This window comes from Pseudomonas sp. ICBG1301 (assembly GCF_016918385.1).
GTDB lineage: Bacteria > Pseudomonadota > Gammaproteobacteria > Pseudomonadales > Pseudomonadaceae > Aquipseudomonas > Aquipseudomonas palleroniana.
In genome coordinates this window covers 257,912-273,929 of the sequence record NZ_JAEKGB010000006.1, presented here as the reverse complement: position 1 = coordinate 273,929, position 16,018 = coordinate 257,912, and the positions used below count along the sequence as shown (strand labels likewise).

Annotated in this window: 14 protein-coding genes; 7 read left to right on the top strand and 7 right to left on the bottom strand. The window is 60.8% G+C overall.

Features of this window, described 5'->3' with window-relative positions:
- Positions 1-14: 14 nt before the first annotated feature.
- A complete protein-coding gene (locus JBE38_RS16575; protein ID WP_060754223.1) occupies positions 15-1,334 on the top strand; it encodes an MFS transporter in 1,320 nt (439 codons plus the stop codon).
- Between the two features lie 121 nt (positions 1,335-1,455).
- On the opposite strand, the gene JBE38_RS16570 is transcribed toward JBE38_RS16575, so the two are convergent.
- Positions 1,456-2,211, bottom strand: a complete 756-nt coding sequence (locus JBE38_RS16570; protein WP_060754224.1) for a COG4705 family protein — start codon at positions 2,209-2,211, stop codon at positions 1,456-1,458.
- A 193-nt stretch (positions 2,212-2,404) separates the two neighbouring features.
- Here JBE38_RS16570 and JBE38_RS16565 point away from each other — a divergent pair, with 193 nt between their 5' ends.
- A complete protein-coding gene (locus JBE38_RS16565) occupies positions 2,405-3,037 on the top strand; it encodes a flavin reductase family protein (protein ID WP_205344695.1) in 633 nt (210 codons plus the stop codon).
- Between the two features lie 115 nt (positions 3,038-3,152).
- Here JBE38_RS16565 and JBE38_RS16560 read toward each other — a convergent pair whose 3' ends face one another.
- On the bottom strand, positions 3,153-3,431 hold the full coding sequence (locus tag JBE38_RS16560) for a hypothetical protein (protein ID WP_060754226.1): 279 nt from the start codon (positions 3,429-3,431) through the stop codon (positions 3,153-3,155).
- Between the two features lie 8 nt (positions 3,432-3,439).
- Positions 3,440-3,781 (bottom strand): antibiotic biosynthesis monooxygenase family protein, encoded by a 342-nt coding sequence (locus JBE38_RS16555; RefSeq protein ID WP_071484314.1) that lies wholly within the window; start codon positions 3,779-3,781, stop codon positions 3,440-3,442.
- A 328-nt stretch (positions 3,782-4,109) separates the two neighbouring features.
- Between JBE38_RS16555 and JBE38_RS16550 the strand changes: the two genes are divergently transcribed.
- On the top strand, positions 4,110-5,039 hold the full coding sequence (locus tag JBE38_RS16550; RefSeq protein ID WP_060754228.1) for an AraC family transcriptional regulator: 930 nt from the start codon (positions 4,110-4,112) through the stop codon (positions 5,037-5,039).
- Between the two features lie 123 nt (positions 5,040-5,162).
- Here the strand turns inward: JBE38_RS16550 and JBE38_RS16545 are convergent, their stop codons facing one another.
- The 4 genes from JBE38_RS16545 to edd form a co-directional block, all read right to left on the bottom strand.
- Complete coding sequence (locus JBE38_RS16545) at positions 5,163-6,590, bottom strand: ATP-binding protein (protein ID WP_199777944.1); 1,428 nt, start codon at positions 6,588-6,590, stop codon at positions 5,163-5,165.
- Between the two features lie 31 nt (positions 6,591-6,621).
- Entirely contained in the window at positions 6,622-7,356 is a 735-nt protein-coding gene (locus JBE38_RS16540; protein ID WP_060754230.1) for a response regulator, read from the bottom strand.
- Positions 7,357-7,497: 141 nt separating this feature from the next.
- Positions 7,498-8,454, bottom strand: coding sequence for a glucokinase (locus JBE38_RS16535; protein WP_205344694.1), 957 nt, complete (start codon positions 8,452-8,454; stop codon positions 7,498-7,500).
- Positions 8,451-10,277 (bottom strand): phosphogluconate dehydratase, encoded by a 1,827-nt coding sequence (edd, locus tag JBE38_RS16530; protein ID WP_205344693.1) that lies wholly within the window; start codon positions 10,275-10,277, stop codon positions 8,451-8,453. The genes JBE38_RS16535 and edd overlap by 4 nt, the downstream gene beginning before the upstream one ends.
- 221 nt (positions 10,278-10,498) lie before the next feature.
- Between edd and gap the strand changes: the two genes are divergently transcribed.
- From gap to JBE38_RS16510, 4 genes are all read left to right on the top strand, one after another.
- A complete protein-coding gene (gap, locus tag JBE38_RS16525) occupies positions 10,499-11,500 on the top strand; it encodes a type I glyceraldehyde-3-phosphate dehydrogenase (protein WP_090368816.1) in 1,002 nt (333 codons plus the stop codon).
- Positions 11,501-11,665: 165 nt separating this feature from the next.
- Positions 11,666-12,184 carry an RNA polymerase sigma factor gene (locus JBE38_RS16520; RefSeq protein ID WP_060754234.1) on the top strand — a complete coding sequence of 173 codons (519 nt, stop codon included), beginning with the start codon at positions 11,666-11,668 and terminating at the stop codon, positions 12,182-12,184.
- A gap of 74 nt (positions 12,185-12,258) precedes the next feature.
- Entirely contained in the window at positions 12,259-13,227 is a 969-nt protein-coding gene (locus JBE38_RS16515; RefSeq protein ID WP_205344692.1) for a FecR domain-containing protein, read from the top strand.
- Between the two features lie 116 nt (positions 13,228-13,343).
- Positions 13,344-15,902, top strand: a complete 2,559-nt coding sequence (locus tag JBE38_RS16510; RefSeq protein WP_205344691.1) for a TonB-dependent receptor — start codon at positions 13,344-13,346, stop codon at positions 15,900-15,902.
- Positions 15,903-16,018: the final 116 nt, after the last annotated feature.

Below are 16,018 nucleotides of genomic sequence, written 5' to 3'. Positions count from 1 at the left end.
TGAAGGATCCTTCAATGGATAACTCCAACACCCTGCCTCTGGGGTCGGCGGCCGTGCCGGCAAAAGAGCGCACCACCTCCAGCCGGATCAAATCGATTTTCAGTGGCTCCGTCGGCAACATGGTCGAGTGGTACGACTGGTACGTCTACGCCGCCTTCTCGCTGTACTTCGCCAAGACCTTCTTCCCGGCAGGCTCCTCCACCGCGCAATTGATGAACACCGCTGCGATCTTCGCCGTGGGCTTCCTGATGCGCCCTATCGGCGGCTGGCTGATGGGCATGTACGCCGACTACAAGGGCCGCAAGGCTGCACTGATGGCCTCGGTATTGCTGATGTGCTTCGGCTCGCTGCTGATCGCCCTGAGCCCTGGCTACGACACCATCGGCATCGGCGCGCCGATCCTGCTGGTCTTCGCCCGCCTGCTGCAAGGTTTGTCGGTCGGTGGCGAATACGGCACTTCGGCCACTTACCTGAGTGAAATGGCGACCAAGGAGCGTCGTGGTTTCTTCTCCAGCTTCCAGTACGTGACCCTGATCTCCGGCCAGCTCATCGCGCTGGCGGTATTGATCGTGCTGCAACAAGTACTGACCACCGAGCAACTGTATGCCTGGGGCTGGCGCATCCCGTTCGCCATCGGCGCCCTGTGCGCGGTTGTCGCGCTGTACCTGCGTCGTGGCATGGAAGAAACCGAGTCGTTCACCAAGAAGGAGAAAGCCAAGGAAAGCGCGATGCGCACGTTGCTGCGCCATCCCAAGGAACTGATGACCGTCGTCGGCCTGACCATGGGCGGCACCCTAGCGTTCTACACCTACACCACCTACATGCAGAAATACCTGGTGAACACCGTCGGCATGAGCATCTCCGACTCCACCACCATCTCGGCGGCGACGCTGTTCCTGTTCATGTGCCTGCAACCCCTGGTCGGCGGGCTGTCGGACAAGGTTGGCCGTCGGCCGATCCTGATCGCCTTCGGCATCCTCGGCACGCTCTGCACCGTACCGATCCTCACCACCTTGCACACCATCCAGACCTGGTGGGGTGCGTTCTTCCTGATCATGGCGGCGTTGATCATCGTCAGCGGCTACACCTCGATCAATGCCGTGGTGAAAGCCGAGCTGTTCCCCACCGAGATTCGTGCCTTGGGCGTGGGCCTGCCGTATGCGTTGACCGTGTCGATCTTCGGCGGTACCGCTGAATACATCGCGCTGTGGTTCAAGAGTATCGGTATGGAAACCGGCTACTACTGGTACGTGACTGCGTGTATCGCGGTGTCGTTGTTGGTCTATGTGACCATGAAAGACACCCGCAAGCACTCGCGCATCACCACCGACTAAAACGGTGCGAGGGGGCTTGCTCCCGATGGCGGTGTGTCAGCCATAAATCGGTTGACTGAACCACTGCTATCGGGAGCAAGCCCCCTCCCACATTGAGTTCTATCTTGCCAGGATAGTCGGATCAGGACAGCTCTGCTGCCGGCTGACGCCCATATCGCCGCTGCGCATACGACGCCCCGGCAATCATCACCACCAGTACACCCGCCAATACCGCCGACGAACCGATGGTGCCGAAATCCAGCCCACCCTTTTCATAGGGTTTGGTAAGGAAGTCACCCAGCGTCGCACCAAACGGCCGGGTCAAGACAAACGCCACCCAGAACAACAGCACCGACGAGATCCGGGTGAAGTACTTGAGCGCCACTACCCCGGCAATCGCCGAGCCGATCAACAAGGCGCCACCGGCAAAGCCGAGCCCAGAGTCATCGGCCAGGAAGTCGCCCAGCGCGGTACCCAAGGTGTTGGAGAACAGGATGGCCATCCAGTAGAACAACTCGCCCCGGAAGGTTTGCACTTTGTTCACGTTCAGCGAGTCGCCGCTGACATGCCACAACGCGAAGATGATCATCAGGATCGCGATCAGGATCATGGAGCCCGTGGCGTAGCCCAGCCCCAGGGTGCGGTCCATGAAGTCAGACATGGTGGTGCCCGCGGTGCTGGTGGACAAAATCACGATCCAGTACAGCACAGGGTTGTAGGTTTTCGACCAGAGTTGCGTCAGCAAGGTGACGAGGAACACGCTGATCAAGATCATCGAGCTGATGGCGTAGCCAACGTTGAGGGTCATCGACAACAAATCCCCGGCGGTTTCGCCCAGGGTGGTTGCGCAGATTTTCATGACCCAGAACGCCAGGGTGATCTGAGGAAGTTTGTTCATGGTACAGAAGGCTCCGAAGCTCAGTCTTTCAACGCGCCGACTTAGAGGGGTGTCGGCCTGGCGCGCAGACTGAATGCAGAGCTGTGAAAATTCGGTGGGCAATCAATGAAAATTCCATACGGTTGATGGAAATTCAGCGCCATGCCTTGCAGTATGGCCTCCTTCCCGAAGCCAATAGCAGGAACGCCCGGTCATGTCTGACGATATCCATTTCTACGAGCCTGCCAACGGTCACGGCCTGCCCCATGACCCGTTCAATGCCATCGTCGGGCCAAGGCCGATCGGCTGGATTTCTTCCCACGATCGCGAAGGTCGCCTGAACCTGGCGCCCTACAGCTTCTTCAATGCGTTCAACTACATTCCGCCGATCATTGGTTTTTCCAGCGTCGGGCGTAAAGACAGCCTTAACAACATCGAACAGACCGGCGAGTTTGTCTGGAACCTGGCCACTCGCCCGTTGGCCGAGCAGATGAACCAGAGTTGCGCCGCCGTAGCGCCGGAGGTGAACGAATTCGAGTTATCCGGCCTGACGCCGGTGGCCTCGAAAATCGTTGGCGTACCGCGGGTGGGCGAGAGCCCGGTCTCGTTTGAATGCAAGGTGACCCAGATCATTCAACTGCAGCGCGCCGACAAGCAACTGGTGCCGAGCTGGCTGGTACTGGGCGAAGTGGTCGCGGTGCACATCGCCAAGTGGTTGCTCAAGGATGGCATCTACGACACCGCCGCCGCCGAACCGATCCTGCGCGGTGGCGGCCCGGCGGATTACTTCCAGTTGGGGCCAGAGGCGCTGTTCAAGATGTATCGCCCTGGTGCCAATAGCCGCTGATAGCATGCAATTGAACCTGTGGGAGGGGGCTTGCTCCCGATAGCATTGGTGAAGTCAACACAGCATCGACTGACTCTCTGCTATCAGGAGCCCCCTCCCTGATCGACGGCGCTTTCTAGTTTGCGGCAGTTGCCCAAGCCAGTTGGCCGTCTTCGTCTACGTCGACCAGGTATTCAAGCTGCAGCGCGGCTGCATCGTCGGCGTCGGAGGCGGTCTTGAACTTCTGGCCATCAAGGATCTTGTGAAACCTGGGTGCGCCCATGCCATCGAGTGCCTTGACGGCGACGGCGGCGCTGTAGCCCCCTTCCCCCGGTACTACGGCGGAAACGGCTTCGTGGTGGGCAAATTGTTTACGTGCCATGTTGCAGGTCCTGGCCAATGGAAAGTCGGCCATTCTAACCCTCAACCGGCGAGTTGCAGGTACTCGCCGTAGGCATGCACGGCAGATGCATCGGTGAAGGTCTGGAAGTCCATGCTGCGCACTACCATGTCGTTCAACAACTCGGTAAAGATCATCAGGGCCGGCGAGTTGAAGTAGGCACTCATCGCCTGCTCGCTACTCCAGAAACCCGAGACCAGCCACACATCGGGGTCGACCTGGGAATGCTGCAACGAAAACTGCAGGCAACCCTGAGCCTGACGGCCCGGTTCGATCAAACTGCTCAAGCGTGCACCGAGTTCGGTGCTGCACCCGGTACGGGCACGGATAAAGGCCATATGGCTCGCGGGAATGGGGGTGGACATGTTCGACTCTCCCGTTGAGAAGTGATACTCGGCAAACACGCTGAGGGCGGGTTGCCACAGGATCAAAGATAACGGCGCGGGTGCAAACGCGGTTAGTCAATTCCTGCAGGCTTATTGCACAATCCTGCGAGAAGCGTAGATAAGCCACTCGGCCAGCAGGTCGTGTTCCAGGCACACGCTCAGTGTTTCAGGGAGATGACGGGCCTTGCGCTTGCCTGATTCACGCCATATCGCAGGATCAGGCAAGGATTGTGCAGAATCGACGTAACACTTTTTGAAAAGCGCCCACTAAGCTGAGCCCATCGAAGAAGCGTGTAGAGGTCACTCCATGTCGTCGCCTGAACATCCGCTGATTCCCCTCGATGCCGAGATGGAAAAGCAGCGCGCCGAACTGGCCAGCATCGTGCAACGCCATACCTGGGAAGACGGTTCCTATGGCACGGCTATCACTTCGCTGTACCTGAACCGCCACAACACACCGCGCGATTTCATGCCGGTGCTGGTGGAGCCGGCCTTGTGCATCCTCGCCAGTGGCAGCAAGGAAGTCCGCCTGGCCGACGAAATCTTTGCCTACGACCCACTCAACTACTTGGTGTTCTCGGTTGCTATGCCCGTGGCGGGACGGATCATCGACGCCACGCCGCACGATCCCAACCTGTCAGTACGCATCAATATCGACCCGGCGCAGCTCACCGCCCTGATCGCCGAGGCCGGGCCGATGGGCGTGCCCTCGCGTCCCACCTCCCGTGGCATGTACGTCGACCGCATCGACAGCCAACTGCTCGACGCGGTGCTGCGCTTGACGCGCCTGCTGGACTCGCCCAAAGACATCGCCATGCTCGCGCCATTGATCAACCGCGAGATCCTCTATCGGCTATTGCGTGGCCCGCAGGGCTATCGGCTGTATGAAATCGCCGTCGCCAACAGCCAGAGCCATCGGGTCAGCCAGGCAATCACCTGGTTAAACGGCAACTACGAACAACCGCTGCGTATCGATGACCTGGCCAAGGAAGTGAACCTGAGCGTTTCGACCTTGCACCATCGCTTCAAGGCGATCACCGCGATGAGCCCGCTGCAATATCAGAAGCAGTTGCGCTTGCAGGAAGCGCGGCGGCTGATGATCGCCGAAGGGCTGGAAGCGTCGGCGGCAGGGTATCGAGTCGGGTATGAAAGCCCGTCGCAGTTCAGCCGCGAGTACAGCCGGTTGTTTGGGGCACCGCCTTTAAGAGACCTGGCCCGATTGCGCCAGAGCATCTGAGCCCATGCAGATCAAAAATGTGGGAGGGAGCTTGCTCCCGATAGCGGTGTGACAGTCAGCTTATCTCTAGCTGACCCAGCGCAATCGGGAGCAAGCCCCCTCCCACATTTTGACCTCATGTATTCAGTCTAATCCACGAGGCAGTTGCAAGGTCACCCGCAGGCCACCCTCACGCAGGTTCTGCAGGCTCACTTCCCCGCCATGGCTGTGCGCGATGTTGCGCGCAATCCCCAGGCCCAGGCCGTAGCCCTGTTGCTGCCCGGCCAGACGGAAATGCGGTTCGAAGACTTGCTCCAGGCGCTGCTCCGGTACGCCGGGGCCTTCGTCGTCGACGTGCAGGATAAAATCCACGCCATCGTCCTCGATATGCAAGTGAGCTTTCTGCCCGTACTTCAAGGCGTTGTCGATCAGGTTGCCGATGCAGCGCTTGAGCGCCAGCGGCTTGCCCGGATAAGGCGCCAGGGCACGACCGTCCTGGGTGATGCGGCCATTGCCATTGGGCGCCAGGTACGGCTCCACCAGGCAGTCGAGCACGTGATTCAAATCCACCGGTTCGATGTTTTCGTGGATGTCAGTGTCTTTCACACATTGCAGCGCGCCCTTTACCAGCAGCTCCAACTCATCCAGGTCGCGACCGAATTTGGTTTGCAGGTTCTCGTCTTCCAGCAGCTCCACGCGCAGACGCAAGCGGGTAATCGGCGTGCGCAGGTCATGGGAGATCGCGCTGAACAATTGGCTGCGCTCGGTCAAGTAACGGCTGATGCGCTCACGCATGGCGTTGAAGGCCCGCCCGACTTCCACCACTTCGCTGCCGCCGCCTTCGGCTACCGGCTCCACATCGGCGCCCAGGGACATATCCCGCGCCGCCCGCGCCAGGCGTTTGAGCGGCCGGCTCTGCCAGTGCACCAGCAGGCCGATGAACAGCAACAGCAAGCCGCTGGTCAGCACGATGAACCACACCTGCTGGGCCGGCAGGCCCTGTTCTTCCAGGCTGGTGTAAGGCTCGGGCAGCAGCGAGGCGATGTACAGCCACTCACCGGGCGCAAGCTGGATCTGGGTCACCAGCACCGGCGGGTTCACCGGTTCCAGGGTCAGCGCGTAATGCGCCCAGGAGCGCGGCAGTTCATCGAGCTTCAAACCGGCGTTGAAAATCCGCAGGTCTTCGGCGCTGACGAACTCCACCGAGATATGCACATCGGCGCCCAGGGTCTGGCGCAGCACTTCATCCACGGCCTCAAGCACGGCCTGCTTGCGCGGCGTCTGCGGCAATATCGCCATGTCCAGCGGCCGGTCATTGAGGGTCACCACGAAACGGGTGCCGCCCATGCTGCGCAGTTGGTCGAGCACCAACGGGCGATAGGCCACCGGCAACGAGCGGAAGTAACTGACGCTGGCGGTCATCGAATGCGCCAGGCTACGGGCACTGGTGACCAGGCCCTCAAGCTGGGTAGCGCGCAATTGCGAGACCCAGATCACGCTGGACAGTGCCTGGGCAAACAGCACCACGAGCAGAGTCAGCAGCAACATGCGCCCCAGCAGCGAACGGGGCACGGGAAAGCGGACGCGGCGCTCGGTCAGGCGCTCAGTGGGCATTGCCGGCAACCACGCTGGCTGCCAGTTGATAACCGCTGCCACGCACGGTGCGGATCAGCCGCGGGGGTTTTTCGGTATCGCGCAGGCGCTGGCGCAAGCGGCTGACCGCCATGTCGACGATACGGTCCAGCGGCATCAGATCGCGGCCACGGGTAGCGTTGCCGATGGTGTCGCGGTCGAGAATCTGTTGGGGGTGGTCAAGGAACAGCTTGAGCAGGGCAAAGTCGGCGCCGGAGAGGATCACCTCCTCGCCATCCACATGGAACAGGCGGTGGCTGATCATGTCCAGCCGCCACTCGTCAAACGCCAGCACATCACCTGCGCCGCTGCGCTCCTGGCCAAACTGGGCACGACGCAACAGGGCCTTGATCCGCGCTTGCAACTCGCGGGGGCTGAAGGGCTTGCCGATGTAATCGTCGGCGCCCAGCTCCAGGCCGATCACCCGGTCGGCTTCGTCGGAACTGGCGGTCAGCATGATGATCGGCACCTGGGCCTGACGTGGGTGCTGACGAACCCAACGACACAGGCTGAAACCGTCTTCGTCGGGCAGCATCACATCAAGAATCACCAGGTCGCACGGCGCCTCACTCATGGCCTGGCGGAACCCCGCACCATCCGACACGCCACGGACTTGGAACCCGGCGCGGCTGAGGTAGGTTTGCAGCAATTCGCGGATTTCCTGGTCGTCGTCGACGAGGAGAATCGATTTACTGATTACGCTCACGGGGTCCTCCTTGTAGTTATGGCCAAGCTTGAGTCATGTGTTGCTTAGGGCCACCATCGGGAGCAAGCCCCCTCCCACATTTTGAATGTATTCACACATCGAAGTGTGGGAGGGGCTTGCCCCCGATGAGGCCATCAAGGTCTATGCAAAAGCCTGCTCAAGCGCCACACCCGCCCCGGTCAACCCGGAATACGGCGCGGTCACCAACCACACCGGAATACCTTTGAAGTAGTCGCTCATGCAGCCTTTGTCACTGAAGCTCTTGGTAAAACCACTGTTGATGAAGAAGTCGGCAAACCTCGGGATCACCCCGCCCACGATATACACACCGCCGCGCGCGCCGGTGGTCAGCACGTTGTTGCCCGCTACGCGGCCCAACCAGATGCTGAACTGGTTCAAGACTTCCACGGCCACCGGGTCACCGGCCAACCCCGCCGCCGTAATGGCTTCGGGCGTGTCCAGCACCGGCGTGTGGCCATCCACCGCACAGATTGCGCGATAGACACGCGGCAGGCCCGCACCGCTCAGGGCGGTCTCGGCGCTGACGTGGCCGATCTCATTGTGGATGTGCTGCCACAGCTGGGTTTCACGCAGGCTGCTCAGGGGCAGGTCGACATGGCCGCCCTCCCCCGGCAACGCCGCCCAACGGCCGCCACCCAGATCCAGCAACGTACCGACGCCAAGGCCAGTGCCCGGGCCGATCACCACCGCAGGGCGAAACGCTTCCGGCGTGCCTTCGCAGACCACGCGAAATTCGTCGGGCTTGAGCCGTGTCATGCCCAGGGCCATGGCCGTGAAATCATTGACCAGCAGCAGGTTATCCACCTGCAGGGTTTTACAGAATGCAGTCTTGCTCAGGCGCCAGTGATTGTTGGTGAATTTAAATTCATCACCGCTCACCGGCCCGGCGACCGACAGGCACACCGCGCCGATGTCACCGATTTCCAGGCCCTCTTCCTTGAGGTAGACCATGATGGCCGCCTCAGGGCTTGAGTGATCCGCCGTGGCGTGCACCCGGATCGAATGCAGCTCCTGATCCTGCCACAACGCAAAACGGGCGTTGGTTCCCCCGATGTCACCGACCAGCGCAAGCTTCACTTAAGCGTCTCCAAGGCAGAGGTAAAGGCGCTGGCGCCCTGCTCTGCGGAGCTTGCGGCCAAGCGCATAAATGCAAACAGTTCACGACCAGCCCCCACGTTGTTGCCCAACAGGCCCGTGGCAGGCGTGCGCGCTGCGAATTCTTCGGCGTCCACCTTAAGCTCCAAGGTGCCCTTCACGCCATCCACGCGAATGATATCGCCATTCTGCACCCGCGCCAGCGGCCCGCCGCTCTGTGCTTCGGGGTTGACGTGGATCGCGGCGGGGATCTTACCTGAGGCTCCGGACATACGCCCGTCCGTGACCAATGCCACTTTGAAGCCTCGGTCCTGCAGCACGCCGAGGAACGGGGTCATTTTATGCAATTCCGGCATGCCGTTGGAGCGTGGGCCCTGGAATCGCATCACCGCGACAAAGTCCTTTTCCAACTCGCCGGCCTTGAATGCGTCGGCCAGGTCCTGTTGATCCTGGAACACCACGGCCGGCGCTTCGACGATTTGATGCTCCAGGGCCACGGCCGAGACTTTCATCACCCCACGGCCGAGGTTGCCTTCCATCACGCGCAAACCGCCCTCGGCCGAGAACGCACGGGCCACGGGGCGCAGGATGGTTTCATCGAGGCTCTCGATCGGGCCGTCGCGCCAGATCAACTCGCCGTCGACCAGGAACGGCTCCTGGGTGTAGCGGCTCAAGCCCTTGCCGGCCACGGTGTTGACGTCTTCGTGGAGCAGGCCGGCCTCAAGCAGCTCGCGAATCAGGAACGACATGCCGCCCGCCGCCTGGAAGTGGTTGATATCGGCCTTGCCGTTTGGATACACGTGGGAAAGGGTCGGCACCACCTCGGAGAGGTCGGCCATGTCCTGCCAGGTGAGAATGATGCCCGCCGACATGGCGATGGCCGGCATGTGCAAGGTGTGGTTGGTCGAACCGCCGGTAGCGTTGAGGGCAACGATGGAGTTGACGATCGACTTCTCGTCGACGATCTCGCCGATCGGCATGAAATTGCCGTTGGCCTTGGTCAGGCGCGTCACTTGATGCGCCGCTTCACGGGTCAGTGCGTCACGCAGCGGCGTGTACGGGTTGACGAACGAAGCGCCCGGCAAGTGCAGGCCCATCACTTCCATCAGCAACTGGTTGGTATTGGCGGTGCCGTAGAAGGTGCAGGTGCCGGGGCTGTGGTAGGACTTCATCTCCGATTCCAGCAGCTCCTCGCGGGTGGCCTTGCCTTCGGCATAGCGCTGGCGCACATCGGCCTTCTGTTTGTTGGAAATGCCCGACGGCATCGGCCCGCCCGGGACGAAGATCATCGGCAGGTGACCATAGCGCAGCGCGCCCATCATCAGGCCAGGGACGATCTTGTCGCAGATGCCCAGCATCAAGGCGGCGTCGAACATGTTGTGGGACAGCGCTACCGCCGTGGACATGGCAATCACTTCGCGGCTGAGCAGGCTCAGCTCCATGCCGGGCTCACCCTGGGTCACACCGTCGCACATGGCGGGGGTGCCGCCGGCAAACTGGCCGACCGAGCCGACTTCACGCAGGGCTTGCTTGATCTGTTCAGGGAAATGTTCGTACGGCTGGTGTGCCGAGAGCATGTCGTTATATGAGGAAACAATTGCCACGTTGGCGGCATTCATCAAACGCAGACTATTTTTATCTTCAGCACCGCAGCCGGCCACGCCATGGGCAAAGTTGGCGCATTGCAGCTTACCGCGCATCGGACCGTCGCTGGCGGCGCCGCGAATGAGCGCAAGGTAGGCCTCGCGGGTGGCGCGGCTGCGGGCGATAAGCCGTTCGGTGACCTCAAGAACGCGGGGATGCATGTGTAGAACTCCAGGCTAACGGATGTGGCGACCCTCGTTCCTATGTTGACCAAACGCCCGCAGCTCATGGGATGGCAGGGTGTCGTTCGGATCATCGGACCAGTTGATTCAGGTCACTCGTTGTAGATTGAACAAAATATTGCCACTAAAAAGGCTTGTTTTCTATTTTTATGCGAATAATCTTGTAATTCTTACAACAAATCGACGACAGGCACTTTCCAATGACTCTTCGCATCGCAATCAATGGTTTTGGCCGCATCGGCCGTAATGTCCTGCGCGCACTGTATACCCAAGGCTACCGCCAGGATTTGCAGATCGTCGCCATCAATGATCTGGGCGACAGCGCGATCAATGCCCACCTGCTCAAATACGACACCGTGCATGGCACTTTTGAAGCAGAGGTCGCCCACGATCAGGAAAGCCTGACCGTCAACGGCGACCGGATTGCCGTCAGTGCCATTCGCAACCCGGCCGAACTGCCATGGGCCGCGCTGAAAATCGATGTGGTGTTCGAATGCACCGGCCTGTTCACCGACCGTGCCAAGGCTGCCGCCCATGTTACCGCCGGTGCGCGCAAGGTGATCATCTCCGCACCGGCCAAAGGCGCGGACGCCACCGTGGTCTACGGTGTGAACCACGACATTTTGCGTCAATCCCACCAGATCATCTCCAACGCCTCGTGCACCACCAACTGCCTGGCACCAGTCGCCCAGGTGCTGCATCGCGAGCTGGGGATCGAAAGCGGCTTGATGACCACCATTCATGCCTACACCAACGACCAGAACCTGACCGATGTCTACCACACCGACCCGTATCGCGCGCGTTCGGCCACCCAGAACATGATTCCGAGCAAGACCGGCGCAGCCGAAGCCGTCGGCCTGGTACTGCCGGAACTGGCGGGCAAGCTGACCGGCATGGCGGTCCGTGTACCGGTGATCAATGTGTCGCTGGTCGACCTCACCGTGCAGTTGAAGAAAGAAGCCACCGCCGAGGAAGTCAACGCACTGCTCAAAGAAGCCAGCCAGCACTCGAAAATCCTCGGATACAACACCTTGCCGCTGGTTTCCAGCGACTTCAACCACAACCCGTTGTCGTCGATTTTCGATGCCAATCACACCAAGGTCAGCGGCAAGTTGCTGAAGGTGCTGGCGTGGTATGACAACGAATGGGGTTTCTCCAACCGTATGCTGGATAACTGCCTGGCGCTGTGTAACGCCGAATAAGGCGACCTGCAGGTTCCCACGCTTTGCGTCCCGGTCCCAAGGTCGTGACGCGGAGCGTCACAGGATGAATTCCCACGCAGGGCGTGGGAACGATCAAAATACCGCACTTGCCATTTCAGTTGATGATAAGCATTATCATTAACTGCAAATCGGTCTGGTATCACTGTGAGCCAATCTCGCTTCAACCAAGTCTTTCTCACCCAACGGGTGATTCTGCTACGCACCTTGCAGCGGATGGTGAATAACCACAGCACCGCCGAAGACCTGTTGCAGGAAACCTACCTGCGCGTCACCCGTGCCCTCAGCGAGCGGCCGATCGACCACCTCGAACCCTTCGTCTATCAGACGGCGCGCAACCTGGCGCTGGATCATCTGCGTGCGCGCAGGATTCAAGCCCGTACGCTGCAGGAAGATGTCCCACTGGATATCCTGCAAAGCGTTGCCGCCCCCATCAGCACCCCGGAAGATGCAACCCAGGCCGAGCAACTGCTTGAACACCTGAGCGTCAGCCTCGGCCAGTTGAGCGCCCGCCAGCAGCAGATCTTTATCCTCAGTCGCCTGCACGGTTGCAGCTATCAAGAGATTGCCGACCAACTCCACGTGTCCTTGAGTACTGTGCAAAAGGAACTGAAATTGATCATGGCCATCTGTGTAGGTGTGGCCGACCGGCTGGATCAGCCTTAAGCTGCACCCGACAGAAATGTTGATCCAGGCTGTAGGAAAGACCAATAAAACGTGGCGAAGCCCCGAGGAACACCGTGACGGACCCGAATAAACTGCGCCCTCATGAGCTGGCTCATGAGGTGCTGCAAGATGTGGCCATGAACCAGGCGCTCGATTGGCTGATCGCCTTGCAGTGCCCACATCCCGGGCAACAGGCCGAGTTCGACGCCTGGTTGGCCAGCGACCCGGCGCACCCGCACGCCTTCGCCAAAGCCGAGGCGGCGTGGGGTAGCGCGCCGGTGCACAGCGCCGCCGTAGCCCTGGACGCACCCCGCAAGCCGAGTGCCTGGCGCCGCCTCAAGCCGCATTGGAAACCCTTGGCCACCGCCGCCGTGCTGCTGCTCGGCCTGTTCAGCTTCAGCAATTTGCCCATGCGCCTGCAAGCCGACCACCTGACCGTCGTGGGCGAACGCCAGCGCCTGCAGTTGGACGATGGCTCGAAGGTATTGCTGAATACCAATTCGGCACTTTCCAGCAGCATCAAGGATCACCAGCGCGTCGCACGCCTGTATCAAGGCGAGGCGTTTTTCGAAGTCGTACCCAGCCGCGGCCTGCCCCTGGAGATTGATGCCGGCCCGGTGCGCGCCAGCGTGCGCGACACCGACTTCGCCGTGCGTTACCTCAATGGCGAAGCGCAGGTGCAGGTGCAACGCGGCGATGTCGACCTGAGCACCACCGCAAACGATGCCCGGGTGCGCCTGAGCGCCGGTGAAAGCATCCGCATCGGCCCCCAGGGCTTTGGCCAACCGGCCAAACTGGATGCCGGCAAGGACCTGGCCTGGGTCCAGGGCCGACTGGTGTTTGAAAACTGCCCGATGGGCGAAGTACTGGCTGAACTGCGCCGCTATTACCCAGGCTGGATCGTCAACAACAACGACAAGCTCGCCAGCGTCGCCGTCACCGGCAATTACCGGCTTGACCAGCCCTTGGACGTGGTGCGCTCCCTGGCGCACATCACCTCGGCCAAGCTTTCGGAGTACCCGGCACTGGTCATCCTGAACTAAATGAGAATTATTTTTACTCGATAGCCTGCAGTGGTACGTCTCGTCTTAGCCAATGCAACTGATTCCTATTTGGTTCAGTGCGCAACTATAAGATTCGTACCTCCGGAGCGCTCTCGATGTCCTCTCGTTTCAACCGCCGGTCTTCCTCGCCCGTCCTGTCCTTGCTGACCGCCGCCATCCTGCTGGCGGGCGCGCCCATGACGGTCGCCATGGCTGCCGAGCCCATCGCCCGCAGCCATGGCAATTACACTTTCAGTATCGAGCAGCAACCCCTGGTCTCGGCGCTGAATGCCTTTAGCGCGGTGATTGGCTGGCAAGTCGGCCTGCCGGCGGAACTGGGCCAGGGCGTATCGTCCCCCGGTGTACGCGGCCCGCTGTCAGCGGAAAAAGCCCTGGACCGGCTGTTGGTGGGGACCAACCTGAGCTACCGCAAACTGGGCAATAACACCATCGTCCTGGAAAAGCGCGCAGCTGGCAGCACGCTAAATTTGCAACAGGTGACCATCAGCGCCACCCGTAATGAACAGGACGTCAACAGTGTGCCGAGCACCGTCACGGTGCATGACCGCGAGGAACTGGACCGCCAGAACGTCAGCACCATTCGCGAACTGGTGCGTTACGAACCTGGCGTCTCCGTCGGCGGCGCGGGCACCCGCTCCGGCAATGCCGGCTACAACATTCGTGGTATCGACGGTGACCGCATCCTCACCCAGGTGGACGGTGTCGAAGTCCCTGACAACTTCTTCAACGGCCCCTACGCCAAGACGCGTCGCAATTATGTCGACCCGGAAATCGTCAAGCGTGTGGAAATCCTCCGCGGCCCGGCCTCAGCCCTGTACGGCAGCAGTGCGATTGGCGGCGCGGTGAGCTATTTCACCCTCGACCCGGACGACATCATCAAGCCCGGCCAGGATGTCGGTGCCCGCCTGAAAACCGGCTACAGCTCCGCCGACGATAGCTGGCTGACCTCCGGCACCGTCGCCGGCCGCGTGCAGGACTTTGACGGCTTGCTGCACCTGAGCCAGCGCAATGGGCATGAAATGGAGTCCTACGACGGCAACAACGCCACCGGCCTGGCCCGCACCGGCGCCAACCCGGAAGAGGCGCGCACCACCAATGTCCTCGCCAAGCTGGGCTGGAACTATGGAGATGACAACCGCCTGGGCCTGACCTACGAGAAGTTCAAGGATGACCGCGACGTCAACCTGAAAAATGCCGTAGGCGGCCCGTTCATCGGCGGACGGGGGTTCAATCTGTACCGTGACCGCCGGGGCAACGACACCATCACCCGTGAACGCTTCGGCCTGGAAAACAGCTTGGCCCTGCAATCGCCGATTGCCGACCGCATCAAGACCAGCCTCAATTACCAGATCGCCAAGACCGACCAGACCACGGCTGAGATCTATCAGTCCGGCCGTCGCGTCCTGCGTACCCGCGATACCCTTTACGAAGAACGCCAGTGGGTGTTCGACGCCCAGTTGGACAAGGCTTTCAGCCTCGGCGAGACCGATCACCAGGTGACCTACGGCACCACGCTCAAGCAGCAGAAAGTCACCGGCTCGCGCGAAGGCTCGGCGACCTGCCTGGCCGTCGGCTCCGGCTGCACCGCCATCGGTGCGCCCAGCCCTTCCGCCGGCGACAGCGTGAAAAAGTCCAGTGATTTCCCGGACCCGACCATCAACACCTATTCGCTGTTCGCCCAGGACCAGATCTCCTGGGACAAATGGACCTTCCTGCCGGCCTTGCGCTACGACTACACCCAGCTCAAACCCAAGCTGACCCAGGAATTCCTCAACACCGTCAACCCGACCGGCCAGGATACGGTCAACGACAAGGACAAAACCTGGCACCGCGTGACGCCCAAGTTCGGCCTGACTTACGCCCTCACCGATCAATACACCTTGTTCGGCCAGTACGCCGAGGGCTTCCGCACGCCATCGGCCAAGGCGCTGTACGGCCGCTTTGAAAACCTCAACCTGGGTTACACCGTGGAGCCCAACCCAGACCTCAAGCCGGAAACCAGCAAAGGCATTGAAACCGGGATTCGTGGCAAGTTCGACGCAGGTTCCTTCGACATCGCGGTGTTCTACAACAAGTACCGCAACTTCATCGACGAAGACAACGCCGTGGTCGGCGGCACCGTCGAACAGTTCCAGGCCGTCAATATCAAGCGTGCCACCATCAAGGGCGCCGAAGCCAAGGGTCGCCTGAACCTGGATGCTTTCGGCGCGCCTCACGGCCTTTACACCCAAGGTTCGGTGTCCTATGCCTACGGTCGTAACGACGAAACCGGCGAGCCGCTCAACAGTGTCAACCCGCTCAAGGGCGTGTTCGGCCTGGGCTACGACCAGGACAATTACGGTGGCCTGCTGAGCTGGACCCTGGTCAAACGCCAGAACCGCGTCGACAGCAGCACCTTCCACGCACCGGATGGCAACGGCCCGTTCAAGACACCAGGCTTCGGTGTGCTCGACCTGACCGGCTACTACAAAGTCACCCGCGATGTGACCCTCAACGCCGGCCTCTACAACCTGACCGACAAGAAGTACTGGAACTGGGATGACGTACGCAGCTACGACAGCGTCGGCGAAGCCGCGGTGACCGGCCCGGCCAACCTGGACCGCCTGACGCAGCCTGGCCGCAACTTTGCGATCAATGTGATCTGGGACATCTGATCGAAGCACCTCACCTCGCCGGCTTCAGTCGCCGGCAGGTGAGGATTTTTTACTGTGCCGCGTCTTCCTGTTCGTCTAGTTGATAACCGCTCTCTTTAGAGCCACAAGGCGCTCCC